Annotated in this window: 18 protein-coding genes; 9 read left to right on the forward strand and 9 right to left on the reverse strand. The window is 72.8% G+C overall.

Going from position 1 to position 15,166, the window contains the following annotated elements; translation table 11 throughout:
• Positions 1–97: 97 nt before the first annotated feature.
• The 6 genes from AC3IX6_RS26065 to AC3IX6_RS26090 all read left to right on the forward strand — a co-directional run bounded on the left by AC3IX6_RS26065 (position 98) and on the right by AC3IX6_RS26090 (position 3,923).
• The gene (locus AC3IX6_RS26065; RefSeq protein ID WP_489365083.1) at positions 98–439 is read left to right on the forward strand and encodes an ArsR/SmtB family transcription factor; all 342 of its coding nucleotides are present in this window, start codon (positions 98–100) and stop codon (positions 437–439) included.
• Positions 440–513: 74 nt separating this feature from the next.
• On the forward strand, positions 514–2,169 hold the full coding sequence (locus tag AC3IX6_RS26070; protein ID WP_489371560.1) for a SulP family inorganic anion transporter: 1,656 nt from the start codon (positions 514–516) through the stop codon (positions 2,167–2,169).
• On the forward strand, positions 2,166–2,588 hold the full coding sequence (locus AC3IX6_RS26075) for a pyridoxamine 5'-phosphate oxidase family protein (protein WP_489365085.1): 423 nt from the start codon (positions 2,166–2,168) through the stop codon (positions 2,586–2,588). The genes AC3IX6_RS26070 and AC3IX6_RS26075 overlap by 4 nt, the downstream gene beginning before the upstream one ends.
• Positions 2,585–3,010, forward strand: coding sequence for an ATP-binding protein (locus tag AC3IX6_RS26080; RefSeq protein WP_489365086.1), 426 nt, complete (start codon positions 2,585–2,587; stop codon positions 3,008–3,010). Before AC3IX6_RS26075 ends, AC3IX6_RS26080 begins: the two co-directional genes overlap by 4 nt.
• 16 nt (positions 3,011–3,026) lie before the next feature.
• Entirely contained in the window at positions 3,027–3,521 is a 495-nt protein-coding gene (locus tag AC3IX6_RS26085; protein ID WP_489365088.1) for an STAS domain-containing protein, read from the forward strand.
• 66 nt (positions 3,522–3,587) lie between these two features.
• Complete coding sequence (locus AC3IX6_RS26090; protein ID WP_327252632.1) at positions 3,588–3,923, forward strand: ArsR/SmtB family transcription factor; 336 nt, start codon at positions 3,588–3,590, stop codon at positions 3,921–3,923.
• A 106-nt stretch (positions 3,924–4,029) separates the two neighbouring features.
• Here the strand turns inward: AC3IX6_RS26090 and AC3IX6_RS26095 are convergent, their stop codons facing one another.
• The 5 genes from AC3IX6_RS26095 to AC3IX6_RS26115 form a co-directional block, all read right to left on the reverse strand.
• The gene (locus tag AC3IX6_RS26095) at positions 4,030–4,188 is read right to left on the reverse strand and encodes a DUF6126 family protein (protein WP_489365090.1); all 159 of its coding nucleotides are present in this window, start codon (positions 4,186–4,188) and stop codon (positions 4,030–4,032) included.
• Positions 4,185–4,382 (reverse strand): hypothetical protein, encoded by a 198-nt coding sequence (locus tag AC3IX6_RS26100; RefSeq protein ID WP_489365092.1) that lies wholly within the window; start codon positions 4,380–4,382, stop codon positions 4,185–4,187. The genes AC3IX6_RS26095 and AC3IX6_RS26100 overlap by 4 nt, the downstream gene beginning before the upstream one ends.
• 5 nt (positions 4,383–4,387) lie before the next feature.
• Positions 4,388–4,837 (reverse strand): ATP-binding protein, encoded by a 450-nt coding sequence (locus AC3IX6_RS26105; protein WP_489365094.1) that lies wholly within the window; start codon positions 4,835–4,837, stop codon positions 4,388–4,390.
• Positions 4,838–5,078: 241 nt separating this feature from the next.
• Complete coding sequence (locus AC3IX6_RS26110) at positions 5,079–5,810, reverse strand: carbonic anhydrase (RefSeq protein ID WP_489365096.1); 732 nt, start codon at positions 5,808–5,810, stop codon at positions 5,079–5,081.
• 212 nt (positions 5,811–6,022) lie between these two features.
• Complete coding sequence (locus AC3IX6_RS26115) at positions 6,023–7,234, reverse strand: carboxylate-amine ligase (RefSeq protein WP_489365098.1); 1,212 nt, start codon at positions 7,232–7,234, stop codon at positions 6,023–6,025.
• Positions 7,235–7,502: 268 nt separating this feature from the next.
• Here AC3IX6_RS26115 and AC3IX6_RS26120 point away from each other — a divergent pair, with 268 nt between their 5' ends.
• The gene (locus tag AC3IX6_RS26120; protein ID WP_489365100.1) at positions 7,503–8,774 is read left to right on the forward strand and encodes an MFS transporter; all 1,272 of its coding nucleotides are present in this window, start codon (positions 7,503–7,505) and stop codon (positions 8,772–8,774) included.
• 77 nt (positions 8,775–8,851) lie between these two features.
• Here the strand turns inward: AC3IX6_RS26120 and AC3IX6_RS26125 are convergent, their stop codons facing one another.
• Positions 8,852–9,280 (reverse strand): cupin domain-containing protein, encoded by a 429-nt coding sequence (locus AC3IX6_RS26125; protein WP_489365102.1) that lies wholly within the window; start codon positions 9,278–9,280, stop codon positions 8,852–8,854.
• Positions 9,281–9,329: 49 nt separating this feature from the next.
• Between AC3IX6_RS26125 and AC3IX6_RS26130 the strand changes: the two genes are divergently transcribed.
• Positions 9,330–10,166, forward strand: a complete 837-nt coding sequence (locus AC3IX6_RS26130; RefSeq protein WP_489365104.1) for a helix-turn-helix domain-containing protein — start codon at positions 9,330–9,332, stop codon at positions 10,164–10,166.
• A gap of 84 nt (positions 10,167–10,250) precedes the next feature.
• A complete protein-coding gene (locus AC3IX6_RS26135; protein ID WP_489365105.1) occupies positions 10,251–10,961 on the forward strand; it encodes an esterase-like activity of phytase family protein in 711 nt (236 codons plus the stop codon).
• Between the two features lie 56 nt (positions 10,962–11,017).
• On the opposite strand, the gene AC3IX6_RS26140 is transcribed toward AC3IX6_RS26135, so the two are convergent.
• The 3 genes from AC3IX6_RS26140 to AC3IX6_RS26150 form a co-directional block, all read right to left on the reverse strand.
• Entirely contained in the window at positions 11,018–12,382 is a 1,365-nt protein-coding gene (locus tag AC3IX6_RS26140) for a carboxyl transferase domain-containing protein (RefSeq protein ID WP_489365107.1), read from the reverse strand.
• A gap of 67 nt (positions 12,383–12,449) precedes the next feature.
• Positions 12,450–14,045 (reverse strand): sensor histidine kinase, encoded by a 1,596-nt coding sequence (locus tag AC3IX6_RS26145; protein ID WP_489365109.1) that lies wholly within the window; start codon positions 14,043–14,045, stop codon positions 12,450–12,452.
• Positions 14,042–15,079, reverse strand: a complete 1,038-nt coding sequence (locus AC3IX6_RS26150) for a rod shape-determining protein (RefSeq protein ID WP_489365111.1) — start codon at positions 15,077–15,079, stop codon at positions 14,042–14,044. The genes AC3IX6_RS26145 and AC3IX6_RS26150 overlap by 4 nt, the downstream gene beginning before the upstream one ends.
• Between the last annotated feature and the right edge of the window lie 87 nt (positions 15,080–15,166).

The raw sequence follows: 15,166 nt of genomic DNA on the forward strand, positions 1-15,166 counted from the left end.
TTTCATAGATGCTGTGGGTGCTGTGTTCGTAGGTAGCCGCGGGCACAGCACCAGCCGTCTGCCCCGGCGTGCGGGGTGGTGAGAAGGGTGCGAGACCGTGCCGGTTCCGCTGTATCAGGCCAAGGCCGAGTTCTTTCGGATGCTCGGGCACCCGGTGCGGATACGGGTTCTGGAGCTGTTGCAGGACGGGCCGATGCCGGTACGGGATCTGCTGGCCGCGATCGAGGTCGAACCGTCCGCGCTCTCGCAGCAGCTCGCGGTGCTGCGCAGGTCGGGGATCGTCACCTCCGTGCGTGACGGGTCGACCGTGGTCTACGAGCTGGCGGGCGGGGACGTCGAGCAGCTGATGCGGGCGGCTCGGCGGATCTTGACCGAGGTGCTGGCTGGGCAGCGCGAGCTGTTGGAGGAGCTGCGGGAGTCCGAGGTCCCGGCCTCGTGACCGTGAACGCCTTCCTGGCTTCCCTGTTCGGGCGGGTCCGTTCGGTGCTGCCGACCAGGGCTGACTTCGCGGGCATGGGTCGCAGTCCCCGCCGGGATCTCCTGGCCGGGCTGACCGTGGCGATCGTCGCTTTGCCGCTCGCGCTCGGCTTTGGTGTCTCTTCCGGGCTGGGTGCCGAGGCCGGGCTCGCCACGGCCGTGGTCGCGGGCGCGCTTGCCGCCCTGTTCGGCGGCTCCAACCTCCAGGTGTCGGGGCCGACCGGTGCGATGACCGTGGTGCTGGTGCCGATCGTCGCCCGGTACGGGCCCGGTGGCGTGCTGACGGTCGGACTGATGGCCGGTGTCCTGTTGATCGGCCTCGCGCTGCTGCGGGCCGGGCAGTACATGAGGTATGTGCCGGCGCCCGTGGTGGAGGGATTCACCCTTGGCATCGCGTGCGTGATCGGCCTTCAGCAGATACCCAATGCGCTCGGCGTGGCCAAGCCGGAGGGGGAGAAGGTCCTGCTCGTGGCCTGGCGGGCGCTCGTGGAGTTCGCGGCGTTCCCGAACTGGACCGCGATCGGTCTCTCGGCCGGTGTCGCGGCGGTGATGCTCGCAGGAGCCCGGTGGAAGCCGACGATCCCGTTCTCGATCGTCGCGGTGATCGCGGCGACCGTGCTCGCGCAGGTCTTCCACCTGGACGCGGCGGCCCCGATCGGTGAACTGCCCTCCGGCCTGCCCGCCCCCTCCCTCGCTTTCCTGGACCTGTCCGCCCTCGGCTCGCTGCTCGCCCCCGCTGTGGCGGTCGCGGCGCTTGCCGCGTTGGAGTCCCTGCTGTCGGCGACGGTCGCGGACGGGATGACGGTGGGGCAGCAGCACGACCCGGACAAGGAACTGTTCGGTCAGGGCATCGCCAACCTGGCGGCCCCGCTGTTCGGCGGAGTCCCCGCCACCGCCGCCATCGCGCGCACGGCGGTCAACGTCCGCACCGGCGCCTCCTCCCGCCTCGCTGCCCTCGCCCACGCCGCTGTGCTCGCGGTGATCGTGTTCGCCGCCGCCCCCCTCGTTTCGAAGATCCCGCTGGCGGCGCTCGCCGGTGTGCTGTTGGCGACGGCGATCCGCATGGTGGAGGTCGGCTCGCTGCGGGCGATGGTGAAGGCGACGCGCTCGGACGCCGTCGTACTGGTCCTGACCGCCGCCGCGACCCTGGTCCTCGATCTCGTCTACGCGGTGATCATCGGTCTGGTCGTCGCGGGTGCCCTCGCGTTGAAGGCGGTGGCGAGCCAGGCTCGGATGGAGCAGGTGGACTTCCGGCCGGATCTGCCCGGCGAGCACAGCGACGAGGAACACGCCCTGCTGGCGGAGCACATCGTCGCCTACCGCATCGACGGACCCCTCTTCTTCGCCGGCGCCCACCGCTTCCTCCTGGAACTCTCCGAGGTCGCCGACGTGAAGGTGGTGATCCTGCGCATGTCCCGCATCACGACGCTGGATGCCACAGGTGCCCTGGTGCTGAAGGACGCGGTGGAGAAGCTCGACCGGCGCGGCATCGCCGTCATGACCTCCGGCATCCGGCCCGGCCAGCGCCAGGCCCTGGACGCCGTCGGCGCACTCGACCTGCTGCGCCTGGAGGGACGTGAGTACGCCACCACCCCCGAAGCCATCGCCGGGGCCCGCAAACACCTGGAGCAGGCGGGACTGCTGCCCCGTACGCATCACCGACCGCACCGCATCCGGAAGGCCGCACGATGACCGTCCCCGCAGACCGCCGCATGATCGAGGTCTCCGGCACCGAGGCCCTGTGGCTTCTCGAAGGCTCCAACCAAGGCCGACTCGTCTACGTCCAGCGGGAGACGGCCGTGGTCCGCCCGGCCGTGCACGTGATGGAGTACGGGCGCATCGTCGTCCGCTCGCCCGTCCAGGCGGCCACCATCCCCGGGCGCGCATGGCTGACCTACCAGGTCGACGAGATCCGCACCCCGGCCGGCACCGGCTGGACCGTCAGCGCCCACGGCCCGGCCGACGTCATCACCGACCCCGACGAGGCCGCCCACTACCGTCGCACCCTGCCCGGCTGGACCCACGGCCCCCACGACACCTTGCTGCGCCTGCATCCGCAGCAGGTGTCCGGGTTCCGCCTCGCCCGCACCGTGACGGAGGCGGGCCGGTGAGTGTCCAGGTCGAGACGATGCCCTACCGGCACGTGCTGGACGTACCGGCCATGGGCTCGGCCGTCCGCATCGCCCGCGAGACCGCTGAACTGGTCTTCGTGGAGTGCGGCGTGGGCCTCCGCCATCCCGGCGTCGGCCCGGCCCTGCTGATCCTGGCCGAGCTGGTCACCAACGCCGTCCGCCACGCCGCCGTGTCCTCGCCGATGATCACGATCACCTACGCGCACGGGCCCGGCGCCTTCGCCTTCGCCGTCCACGACCGCCACCCCTACCAGCCCGCCCTGTTCGGGGCGCTCGCCACCGCCCCGGGCAGCGGTCTGGCCATGGTGGTCGCAATGACGATGGAGCTGGGCGGCACGGCCCTTGTAAGGCCGGACGCGGACGGGCGCGGCAAGGCCATCTGGATCACCCTCCCCCTGTGAAGCCGAGGAACTGACGATGACGATCGAATGGCGGTACGCGACCCACGAGGACCTGGGCGTGCTGTCCCTGGCGGGCTACCTCGGCGCGGAGGCCGTGGGCCGGTTCACCGGCGCCATCGGGTGGGCGCTCGCCCGGGGCACCGGACCGGTCATCCTCGACCTGACCGGACTCATGGGCTGGTCGGCCGGAGGGCAGATCGCCGTCGCCCAGGCCGCACGCCACCTCGCCGAGAACGGCCGCCGCCTGGAGCTCGCGGCGATACCCGCGGACGGCTCTCTGGTACCCGACGCCACGTGCCCGCCCGTCGCCGTCCACTGCGACCTCTCCGCCGCCTTGGCCGCCCACGGGGCCCAGGGCACGGTCAAGCAGTGGCGCACCGATGACTGGACGGACCCGAATCAGTCGAAGGACCCGCTCTGCGAGGGTCGAACGTCACGAAAGCCGCCCACCAGGTCCCAGGAGTTGCAGGGATCTGCAATTGTGGAGGTCACAAGGTGTGAAGAGGGGTGAGCGAATGCCCCGCTGAAGGAATGGTTCCGGGTGGATGAGATGGGCAGTCACGGCAGGGGTACCCAGGTGAGCACACCGCTGTACCAGCTCAAGGCGGAGTTCTTCAAAACGCTGGGGCACCCGGTCCGCATCCGCGTCCTGGAACTCCTGGCCGTACGTGAACACGCGGTCGCCGAGATGCTGCCGGAGGTCGGGGTGGAGGCGGCGAGCCTCTCCCAGCAGCTGGCCGTCCTGCGCAAGGCCAACCTGGTGGTCACCCGCCGCGAAGGCTCCAACGTCTACTACAAGCTCACCCACCCTCAGATCGCCGAACTGCTGCGGGTCGCCCGCGGCATCCTCTCCGGCGTCCTGGAGGGCCAGGCCGAACTCCTGGCCGACCTGCGCGCCACCAGCCACATCTAGGCAGCACGTCCGGCGCAGGCCCCACCAGGGCCGCGCCCCACATGCGGCGGCCGTCTTCCGTTAGTGCGGGTTCAACGCGCTTCTGACACCGGAAGACGGCCGCTTTTCATTTCTGAGCGTGCTGGCCCAGGTAGAAGAGCAGCCACACGAACCCGGCGAACAGGTGCGTGCCGAAGATGTAGAAGAAGGCGCGCAGTGCGACGCCGTTCGCCAGCCACCGTTCCTGTTTCGCCGCTTCGCTCTCCACGGGCTTGTCGTCCGTCATGACTGCTGCCCTCCGATCCGGGTGTCGGTTTCGTCCTGGGCCGGGATGTGCGGGCGGACGAGGATCTTCATGCCGTGCTCGCCGGCATGCTCGATGACGGCTGCCACCTCATGTGCCTCGACCGTGCGGGTATCGACGACGGCGCCGGTGCCGAGGTAAGTGATCTCGTAGAGCTGGACAGGCCGGGGCTCCATACCGTTCATGGGGTTCCCTCGGGCAGGACGAAGCGGACGATGACCGCCTTGCCGCGCCCGCCGGAAGCGGGCTCGATACGGACGTCGCCACCGAAGGTGCGTGCCAGGTCGGCCACCGTGAGCAGCCCCTGCCCAGCCGCCCGGCCGGCGTCGGCCGGCGTGATGGGGCGCGGGTCCAGATCTGCGACGGAGACCACGAGTATGTGGTCCGTCATGTGGAGGGTGACCTCGGCGTCCGGGGACTGCGGGGCGTGGCGGACCGCATTGGTGACGAGCTCGCTGACCACGAGCAGCACGGCCCCGAACAGGGACGAGGCGCTTTGCAGGCCGAACAGGACCAGGGATCGTTCCGTACGCTCGCGGGCGGCCCGTACCGAGCCCGTCACCAGCGGCACCGTCCACGTGTGCCTGTGCGTCTGCGGCAGCGCCGGCTGCCCGCTGGGGTGCCGGGCCATTACCGCGGCCTCGGCCAAGACCGTGACGCCATCCGATTCACCGGCTGTCCCCGTCGGTGGCCACGCCGTGATCGTGGGCCACGCGCAGCGCATCCTCGAACTCCTCCGCGGCCTGCGCCGCTTCCTCGAACCCGGCCACACCGCAACCCCCCGTCCATCGAATCCAGAACTAGTAAATTGCATAACTCTGCAAGTCTAGCGGGTGCGGTTCCGTCGGACGCTTCGCTGCGGGTGGGGGTGGTCAGTGGATCCGGTGAACCCGCTGGCTGGTCAGCTCGTACCGGGCTCCGATCACGGCCAGCCTGCCCGCCGTGATCCTGGGCATGAGGTCGGGCTCGGCGGCCAAGCGGGAGCGCTCCAGTCGCACGTTCGCCGTGATGGCGGCATCCACGCGCTCCGCGCTTGTAAGCGTGCGGTCGATCGACGGACGGATCTGGTCGACCAGGTACTGCATATGGCCGGGCAGCACCTCCCCGCCCTGGGCTGCGTGGACGGCGGCGGTCACGGCCCCGCACGACTGGTGCCCGAGAACGACGACGAGCGGGATTCCCAACTCCAGTACTCCGTAGCTGATGCTGGCCAAGACCGCCTCATCGAGGACCGATCCTGCCGAGCGCACCGTCAGCAGGTCACCCAGACCCTGGTCGAAGACCAGCTCCGGCGGGACTCGGGAATCGACGCAGCCCAGGACCACGGCGAAGGGATGCTGGCCGGTGACCAGCGTTTGCCGTACGGCCCGCGTCCGGTCCGGATTCTGCTCGTGGAACGTCCGCCAGCGGGCATTGCCTGCCGCCAGTTCCAGTAGCGCGGCCTCGGGAGTCCTGGGCCGCCGGCCCTTCCCCTCGCTCCGGGGGGCGGTCGAGGTCGGGGTATCGGACACCAGCCCGGCGACCACCGCCACCGCCCCGGTCAGCGCCACCCGGACAAGTTGGCGCCGCCCCGGCAGCGCATCCCGTTCCGTATCACCAGTCATGCCGGCACAAGCTATGCCCATCCCGGTCGGCGCGCGGGCTGCCGCTACGGGCTTGGTCCGGCCTTGAGGAAGTCTTGGACAAAAGCCCTGGCCAAGTGGAGATGTGCCGCTTTGGGTTTCGAGTCCCACCCGCCCCACTGCGAGCCGCAGGTGAAGAAACGATCTCTGGCTTTCCGGGGCGGGTCCGGCGGGGTCCGGCGGGCTTCTGCGGGTCAGGATGCCTCCGTCTCGTCCGCGATGTGGCGCAGGACGTCCTTCAGGTCGCCGCGGCGGGCGAAGGCCGTGCGCTGGCGGTGGGCGCCCGAGCCGTCGCGCAGCAGGCCGGCCATGGTTCTCGACGCGTGGTCGAGGTCGCCGGACGCGGCCAGTTCGGGGGCCACCAGGTCGAGCAGGGCCTCCGCCAGGTCCGCCGCCGGGAGTTCGGCGCCCGTGTACGGATCCAGCCCGAAGCCCTCCAGGCCGTCGTGGGCCGCCCGCCAGCGCGCGAGGCGCAGTACGTCGTCCCGTACGGGTGGATCCGGCCGCTGCTCGGCGATCTCGCGCAGGGCCGTCGCGACGAGGGCGCGGGCCAGTTCGGCCTGGAGGATGGCCGAGTCGATGTCCGGGGACATGTCGGGGGCCCGGAGTTCGAGCGTCGGCCAGTTCCCCGAGGGCCGGAGGTCCCAGTAGACCATCTTGGTGTCGAGGGCCGCCCCGGAGCCGAGCAGGGTCTGCACGGAGCGCCGGAAATGGGCCGTCGAGGTGAAGTGCGGGGGCAGGCCCGCCGAGGGCCAGCCCGCCCAGGCCATCGCCCGCCAGCTGGCGTGGCCGGTGTCGCGGCCGCCCCAGAAGGGGGAGTTGGCCGCCAGCGCGATCAGCGTCGGCAGCCAGGGCCGGACCCGGTTGGAGACGGCCACCGCAGTGTCCACGTCGAGGGTGCCGATGTGGATGTGCCGGCCGCAGCTGACGAGGGTGTCGGTGAGCGCGCCGAACCGCCGGGCCTGCTCGCGCTGGCGCGGCTCGTCGTCGGTCAGGTGGAGCGGCCCCTCCAGGGCGACCACCGGCGAGGGCGCGGCCAGCAGCCGGCAGCCGTGGGCACGGGCGGCCCGCGCGAGGGTGCGCCGCAAGCCGGCGAGCTCGCTGCGCAGGATCGCGGCCGAGTCGGCGACGGGGGTGGAGATCTCCACCTGGTAGCGGGTGCCCTCGGGGTGCAGTTCGTGGGGGAGCCCCGCGGCGGTGGACAGGACGAGCGGGGCGGCCGGGACCACCCGCAGGGTGCGGGCGTCGACGAGGAGGAACTCCTCCTCGACCCCCAGGGTGAGGGGGAAGACCGGACCGGTCGCGCGCGGTCCCTCCGCCTTCGGCCCCGTGGTCGTGGTTCCCGTGGTCGTGGTTCCGGTGGTCGTGATGCCGGTGCTCGTGGTGCTGGTGCCAGGTTCGATCACTGCGCCTCCCTGGACATACGAGTCTTTTCATCATGAGCTGAACTCCAGGCGAGGAGCGCACGTCTATTCGGTCAAATGTCCGGTGATAGTGGCGAGTTAGCGGCAAGGAATGCGCCGCCGCGGGGCGCGGGTTCCGGGTGGGGTGAGTGGTGCCCGTGCGGGAACGCGGGGTCCGCCCGGCCGGGCAGCAAGCGGGCGGCGAGCGGGCACCGACGGGCACCGGCCGGACTCCGGCCGGGCCCCGAGCAGGGGCGGCCTATCATCCGTTGTGACCCGTACGACCGCTCCACCACCGTCCACCCGCCCCCGGCGCCGCATATGGGCCGACCTCACCCCGCTGAGAACCTCCCCGGACTTCCGGCGGCTGTGGTTCGGCGGAATCGTTTCCTGGCTCGGCCAGGCGATGACGGCCCTGGCCATCTCGCTCCAGGTCTACGAGATCACCGGCTCCAGCTTCTCCGTCGGAGTCGTCGGGCTCTGCTCGCTCGTCCCGCTCGTCGCCTTCGGGCTCTACGGCGGGGCCATCGCCGACACCGTCGACCGGCGCAAGCTCGGCCTCGTCAGCGCGCTCGGCCTGGCCGCCCTCTCCATCGCCCTGGCCGGCGCCGCGCTCATGGACTACCACCGGGTCTGGCTGCTGTACTCCGTCGTCGCGCTCCAGTCCCTCTGCGGCGCCCTCAACGGGCCCGCCCGGTCCGCGATGATCCCCCGGCTGCTGCCCGCCGAGCAGCTGCCCGCGGCCAACGCCCTGAACTCCGTGGTCATGACCTTCGGCATGACGGCCGGCCCGGCGCTGGGCGGGGTCATCGTCGGCTGGTGGGGCTACCAGGCCGCGTACCTCATCGACGCCCTCACCTTCGGCGCCGCCCTCTACGCGATGTGGCGGCTGCCGCCGATGAAGCCCGAGGGGGCCGGCGCCCGCAGGGGGCGGGCCTCCGTGCTCGACGGCCTGCGCTTCCTGGGGACCCGGCCGAACATCCGGATGACCTTCTTCTCCGACCTGGCCGCCATGGTGCTGGCCCAGCCGAAGGCGCTGTTCCCGGCCATCGCCGTGCTCTGGTACGGCGGCGACGCCAAGACGGTCGGGCTGCTCGTGGCCGCCCCCGCCGTCGGGGCGTTGCTCGGGGGACTGCTCTCCGGCTGGCAGGGGCGGATCCGCCGGCACGGGGTGGCGATCCTGCTCTCGGTGGCCGCGTGGGGGCTGGCCATCGCCGTGTTCGGGCTCACCCGGAACCTCTGGCTCGGGCTGGTGTTCCTGGCCCTGGCCGGATGCGCCGACAGCATCTCGATGGTGTTCCGCACCACCATGCTCCAGGCCGCGACCCCGGACGAGATGCGGGGACGCCTCCAGGGCGTCTTCATCGTGGTCGTCGCCGGCGGACCCCGGCTCGGGGACTTCCTCGCCGGAGCCACCGCCGAGCTCACCTCGCCGGCCGTCGCGATCACGGGCGGCGGGCTCGGCTGCGTCCTCGTCCTGGCGCTGCTGGCCGCGCGGTGGCGGGGGTTCGCCCGGTACGACGCGCGGGCACCGCGGGCTTGAGGGGGCGCGGCCTTCCTCGTCGCAGTTCCGGGGACTGCATTGCGCCGACGGGTACACCGGCGTCGCCGGGCGAGCCCTTACGCGTCCACCGGCTCGCGGGTGCGGTCGCTGACCTCCCCGCCGGTGTTGGCGGTGCCGGCGGGCTCGAACATCAGGATCGCCGTCTCCCCGTCGGCCTGCGGGCAGTGCTCCACCCCGCGGGGGACCACGTAGATCTCCCCGGGGTTCAGTACGACGTCCCCGGCGCGCAGCCGGAGCGTCAGGGTGCCGCTGACGACGAGGAAGAGCTCGTCGGTGTCTTCGTGGGTGTGCCAGATGAACTCGCCCTGGACCTTGGCGATCTTGACCTCGTAGTCGTTGACCCGGGCGATCCGGTGCGGGGCCCACTGCTCGGTGAAACCGGCCAGCTTCTCCGCGATGTTCACCACGGCCGCCGCCGGGTGGGCGCTTGCGTGCGTGCTCTCGGGGGTCGTCGTCTCGGGCGTCGCCGTCTCGGATGTCGTCATGCGAACAGGCTGCCGGGGTGCCGGCCGACCGGTCTTGTACGTTCCTGACATGGCAGCCGCGATACGTCCGCTCAGTACGGTCTCGGCCTGGCAGCCGCCGGTGCCGGGGATCGCCGAGGTGTTCCACGCCCGGTTCACCGATCACGCCTACCCCGCGCACGTCCACGACACGTGGACGCTGATGATCCTCGACGGCGGCCGCGTCGACTTCGGCCTCGACCGCGAACGGCACGGCGTGGGCGGCCCGGACACGGTGGCCCTGCTGCCGCCCGGGGTGGTGCACGACGGGCGGACCGTGACCGAGGCGGGCTTCCGCAAGCGCGTGCTGTACCTCGACGCGTCGGTGCTCCCGGAGTCGCTGACCGGGGCCGCCGTCGACGCGCCGCTGCTGCTCGACGCCGCCCTGCGGGACCGGGTGCACGGACTGCACCGCGCGCTGGGCGCAGGGGAGTTGCCGGCCGGCGCGGTCGAGCGGCTGGAGGCGCAGTCGCGGCTCGCCTTCGTGCAGGAGCGGCTGCGCACGTGGCTGGAGGGGCGTCCGATGGTCCCGTACGGGGCTCCGGGCCCGGATACGGCCGTACGACTGCGCGAGCTCCTCGACGCGCGGGTCCTCGGCGGGATCACCCTGGAGGAGGCTTCCGCGCTTCTGGGACACGCCCATCCCACCCACCTGATCCGCAGCTTCCGGCAGGCGTTCGGGCTCCCTCCGCACGCCTACCTCACCGGGCTGCGGGTCGCGAGGGCGCGGCGGCTGCTGCTGGCGGGGATGCGGCCGGCCGAGGCCGCGGTGGCGGCGGGCTTCTACGACCAGGCGCACCTGACACGGCACTTCGGGCGGCACGTGGGGATCAGCCCGGCGCGGTTCGCCCGATCCGGACGGATGTGAAGGGAAGTTGGCGGGTTCGTTGCCGGCTACTCGGACTCCCTCGACAAGACCCTCATCGACGGGAAGCTGGTAGGCGGGCTCTCGGTGGACCGGGACGGCTCGATCGCCGCGATCTCCGACAAGTCGGTCCTGTACGAGCTGAACGTGGGCCGCGGGGATACCCCGACGGCGACGGCCGCCGCGCGGCTGCCGCTGACCGACGGCGCGGGCAAGGCCGTCGACTCCGAGGGGATCGTCGTCGACCGCGACGGCACCTACCTGGTGACGGACGAGACCGCTCCGGCGATCCGGCGCTACTCCCGCACCGGCGTCGAGGGCGTGCTGGCCGGTGACGGCAAGGACGCGCAGGGGCGGACGCTCCAGCGGATCCAGACCTGGGAACGCCGGGGCCGGGACGGCGAGTTCGTCCTGGGGCGGCAGTACGCGTACCCGGTGGACGCCGGGCACGGGCTGGTGGAGCTCGCGCCGACGCGCGACGGCCGGCTGATCGTGCTGGAGCGCGGCTTCACGCAGCAGTTCAAGATCACGGTGCGGCTGTACGTCGCCGACCCGCTGGGCGCCACCGACACCTCGAAGGTGGCGGCGCTCGCGGAGGGGCCGGAGCTGCGGACCGCGCGCAAGACGCCGATCGGGGACCTCGACGGCTGCCCGACGCTGGGCGCCCCGTCCAAGCTGCCGCAGAACCACCCGCTGGTCGACAACGTCGAGGGCATGGTGGTCACGTCCACCGACGGGCACGACGGGTTCGGGCGGGTCCGGCTGCTGCTCGTCAGCGACGACAACGAGTTCCCGTAGGAGATCACCCGGCTGTACCGGCTGGACGTGAAGCTGCCGGCGCGGAGCTGGGGCCGCTAAGCCGTCCCGCCCGTCCCCTCCTTCGCCGGGGAGACGATGCCGCGGGCGACGCCCAGGGCCACCAGGTCCTGGGGGCGGACGCGCAGTTGGTCCGCCGTCGCCGGGGCCGACTCCGGGGGACGCTTGAGGATGGCCGCCGCCAGTTCGGGGGCGATCACCGAGAAGTAGCTGTCCGGGGTGACCCAGGTGTTGCCGTGCGCCGCCAGCGCGAGGGCGCCGCCCGAGCCGCCCTCGCCGATGAGCAGGGTGGTCACGGGGACCGCGGCCGAGGCGAGCGCCGCGAAGGCGTCGGCGATGGCCGCGCCCGCGCCCGCCTGCTCGGCGGCGGCGTCGTTGGCCGCGCCGGGGGTGTCCACGAGGGTGAGCACCGGGATCCCGAGCCGGTCCGCGAGCCGGACGACGCGGGCCGCCGTACGGTACCCGGCCGGTCGGGTGGCGGTGCCGCACTGGGCGGCGTAGGCCACGGCCCGGCCCTCCCGGAGCCCGAACCCGCACAGCATCCCGGGGTCGGTGCCGCCCGCCCGGTCGCCCGACAGGGGGAGCCGGAGCTCGAAGTACGCCTCCAGGTACCGTCCCGCGCGCGGCCGGCCGGGGTGGCGGGCCTGCCGGACGGCGTCCCATCCCGTCGGCGGCAGCGCTACGTCGGCCAGCGCGGCCGGGGGTTCCACGGGATCGGCGGAGCGGGGCGCGGCCAGCACCCGGAGCCAGGCCGCCAGGGTCGCGGGGAGTTCCGCGGCGGGGACGACGGCGTCCACGTGCCCGGCGGCGTACTGCCCCTCGGCGGTGTAGGCGGCCGGATCCGCGTCCGGCGGCCGCACCCGGGACCCGGCGAACCCGACCTGCGCCCCGGGCAGCGCGAGGATCACGTCGGCCCCCGCTCCGAGGGTGGCCCAGCCACCGCCGGTCGTGGGGTCGCGCAGGACGGCGACCTGCGGGAGCCCGGCGGCGCGGGTGAGGGCGGACTGGCGGGCCACGCGCTGCAGTTGGGTCAGCGCGAGCATGCCCTCCTGCATGCGGGAGCCGCCGGTGGCGATGAGGGAGACCAGGGGGAGGCGGTGGGTGCGGGCGTGGGTGTAGGCCGCCTCCAGGCGGTCGCCGGTGCGGTGGCCGAGGGACCCGCCGAGGAAGCCGAACTCGAAGGAGATCACGGTGGCTTCGTGGCCGCCGATGAGGGCGGTGCCGGTGACGACGGACTCGTCCTCGCCGGTCCGCGCGGTCGCGCGGGCGCGGGAGTCGTCGTAGCCGGCCCAGCCGAGGGGGCCGTCGGGGGCGGAGTCCCCTGGCGGGGCGAGGAGTTCGGTGAAGGTGCCGGGGTCGGTGGCGGAGGCGATGGCGGCGCGGGCCGAGGGGCGGGTCGTCACGCCGCCAGCGTACGGGCCGCCCCCTGGTGCGAGGCTCGCGCGGTGCGGGTGGTTCGGCCCTGCGGGGTCAGAGTGGGGCTTCCCAGGTCAGGGTCGTGCCCCGGGTGCCCGATTCCGTGCGGCCGTCGTCGGAGACGGTGAGGCGGACCCGGCTGGGGACCGCGTCGACCTCGACGTCGATGGAGGTGACCTCCGCCCGGCGGTGCGCCGCGGCCAGCGCGCCGCGCAGGGCGGAGAGCAGGTCGCCCGCGACCGCGTCCGGGAGCAGCGCGTCCACCGTCCCGGCGAAGTGCACCGACGGCTGGAAGCCCAGCAGCACCGCCGCCCCGCCGGTCTCCCGCAGGACCCGGCCCCGGAAGGTGGTCGGGGCGTCCGTGGGCGGCTGCTGGAGGGCGAAGATGGCCGTGCGGACCTCCTGGATGGTGGAGTCGAGCTCGTCCACGGCCCGGCTCAGTTCCTCGCCGACCGTGTCCCCGGCGGGTGACTTGGAGGAGCGCCGCCGGGTGCTCTCCAGCATCATCTCCGTCGCGAACAGCCGCTGGACCACCAGGTCGTGGAGGTCGCGGGCGATGCGGTCCCGGTCCTCGTAGACGGCGAGCTGCTCGCGGTCGTGCTGCGCGTCCGCCAGGACCAGGGCCAGTGCGGCCTGGGAGGCGAACTGCGAGGCCAGCAGCCGGTCGACCGCGTCGTAGGCGGGACCGCCGCGGACCCGCGGCAGGGCGAGCGTGCCGATGAGCTGCCCGCCGCTCTGCAGGGGCAGCATCATGCTGGGGCCGAAGCGCTCCCGTACGTGCGTGGTCATCCGGGGGTCCGTCGCCGAGTCCTCTATGAAGACCGGCTCCCCGCCCAGGAGCTGTTCCAGGACCGCCGAGCCGGGGGCGATGGCCGTGCCCACCAGGTCTCCGGGGTCCCCGTGCGTGGAGGCGGCGACGATCTCCATGCCGCCCTCGGGGGTCGGCTGGAGGACGACCCCGGCCGCGGCGTCGGCCAGCAGCCTGGCCCGTTCGGCCACGCACATCAGCGCGTCCGCGGCCGGCCGGCCCGCCAGCAGGGTGGTGGTCACGGCGGCGGCGCCCTCGATCCAGCGCTCCCGGCGGCGGGCGGTCTCGTACAGCCGGGCGTTGCCGATCGCTATCCCCGCCTGCGAGGCCAGGACGCGCAGCAGCGCGAGGTCCTCGTCCGTGAACGGGCCGCCGCCCCGTTTGTCGGTGAGGTAGAGGTTGCCGAAGACCTCGGTGTGGACCCGGATCGGGACGCCGAGGAAGCCCTTCATCGGGGGGTGCCCCGGCGGGAAGCCCGCCGCGCGGGGGTCCTGGCCCAGGTCCTCCAGCACGAGCGGGCGCGGGTCGGTGATCAGGGCGCCGAGCAGGCCGGAACGGCCGTCCGGCAGGTGGGGGATCGCGGCCCTCTCGGCCTCGGTCATCCCGGAGGTGAAGAGCTCGGTCAGCCGGACGCGCTCGGGGTCGACGACCCCGAGCGCTCCGTACCGTGCCGCGCACAGCTCGGTCGCCGAATCCACGATGTGCTGGAGGGTGGTCCGCAGTTCGAGTTCGGAACCGACGCTGAGGACCGCCTCCAGGAGGACGGGAAGGCTCGCGGCCTGGCGGGCGGCGACGCCCGTCCCGTCCCCGGGGGCCGGCGGGGGCGACTCGGCGTCGGTCATTCGGCCAGGGGGTTCAGAACCATGGGGGAGATCTTCCCTTCGATCATCATGCCGAGGCCCAGTACCGCGCAGACGTCCGGCCGTTCGGCGATGACCACGGGCATTCCGGTGGCATCGCGGAGCATCTGGTCCAGGCCCGGCAGCAAGGCGCTGCCACCCACCATCATGATCCCTCGGTCCGTCAGGTCCGCCACCAGGTCGGGCGGGCAGTCGCGCAGCACCTTGCCGATGCCGTCGAGCACGGCGGTCAGCGGGGTGTAGATGGCGTCGCGGACGGCCGCGGTGTCCACGTTCACGGAGCGGGCCAGTCCGGTGGACACGTCGCGGCCGTGAATGAGCGTGGAGGCCGGGCCCTCGGCGGTGATGCCGTTGCCGTGCAGGGCCAGTTGGAGCGGGCGGACGGCCTGGCTGGGCAGCATCAGCTCGTGCGCGTGGCGCAGGTGCTGGACGACGGCGTGGTCGATGGCCTCGCCGCCGACCGGGATCCGCACGGCGGTGACGATCGAGCCGAGGGAGAGGACGGCGACCTGGGTGGCGGCGGCCCCGCACACCATGATCATCGTCGCGGTCGGCTGCTCCACGGGCAGTCCGCAGCCGACGGCCGCCGCGATCAGGGTGTCGACGAGTTCGACGCGGCGGGCTCCGAGCCCGACCATCGTCTCCACCGCCGCGCGCTGGGCGAGCGGGTCGGCGTCGTGCGGGGTGCAGGCGGCGGCCCGCAGCCGGGGCTTGCGGCGCAGGGCGCGCCGCAGCTTCTCGCCGAGGAGGTGGCGCAGCATGCGCTGGGCCATCTCGATGTCCACGACGGTGCCGCCGGAGACGGGGCGGACCACGCGGATGTAGTCGGGCGTGCGGCCGGTCATCCGCTCGGCGAAGGTGCCGACGGCGATGAGTGCGCCGGTCCGCGTGTTCACGGCGGCGACGCTGGGCTCGTCCACGACCAGGCCGAGGCCCTTGACGTAGACGCGGGTCCTGGCCGCTCCGAGGTCGACGGCCACGTGGCAGCGGCGCAACTGCTCAAGACTGACGGTCACGGCAGATCCTCCCGAGAGCACTGACGCAAGAAGACCGGCGGGTGCCGGTCACACTTCGTATCTTCTCGGGTGAATTACCCGTATTGC

The organism is Streptomyces sp. GL_141 (assembly GCF_057834385.1).

Bases quoted from the DNA above. Each gene is read 5' to 3' on its own strand.
- AC3IX6_RS26130 (WP_489365104.1), top strand. From the start codon at position 9,330: ATGGCAGCCGCGATACGTCCGCTCAGTACGGTCTCGGCCTGGCAGCCG.
- AC3IX6_RS26075 (WP_489365085.1), top strand. From the start codon at position 2,166: ATGACCGTCCCCGCAGACCGCCGCATGATCGAGGTCTCCGGCACCGAG.
- AC3IX6_RS26085 (WP_489365088.1), top strand. From the start codon at position 3,027: ATGACGATCGAATGGCGGTACGCGACCCACGAGGACCTGGGCGTGCTG.
- AC3IX6_RS26095 (WP_489365090.1), bottom strand. From the start codon at position 4,188: ATGACGGACGACAAGCCCGTGGAGAGCGAAGCGGCGAAACAGGAACGG.
- AC3IX6_RS26125 (WP_489365102.1), bottom strand. From the start codon at position 9,280: ATGACGACATCCGAGACGGCGACGCCCGAGACGACGACCCCCGAGAGC.
- AC3IX6_RS26145 (WP_489365109.1), bottom strand. From the start codon at position 14,045: ATGACCGACGCCGAGTCGCCCCCGCCGGCCCCCGGGGACGGGACGGGC.
- AC3IX6_RS26100 (WP_489365092.1), bottom strand. From the start codon at position 4,382: ATGGAGCCCCGGCCTGTCCAGCTCTACGAGATCACTTACCTCGGCACC.
- AC3IX6_RS26110 (WP_489365096.1), bottom strand. From the start codon at position 5,810: ATGACTGGTGATACGGAACGGGATGCGCTGCCGGGGCGGCGCCAACTT.
- AC3IX6_RS26070 (WP_489371560.1), top strand. From the start codon at position 514: ATGGGTCGCAGTCCCCGCCGGGATCTCCTGGCCGGGCTGACCGTGGCG.
- AC3IX6_RS26105 (WP_489365094.1), bottom strand. From the start codon at position 4,837: ATGGCCCGGCACCCCAGCGGGCAGCCGGCGCTGCCGCAGACGCACAGG.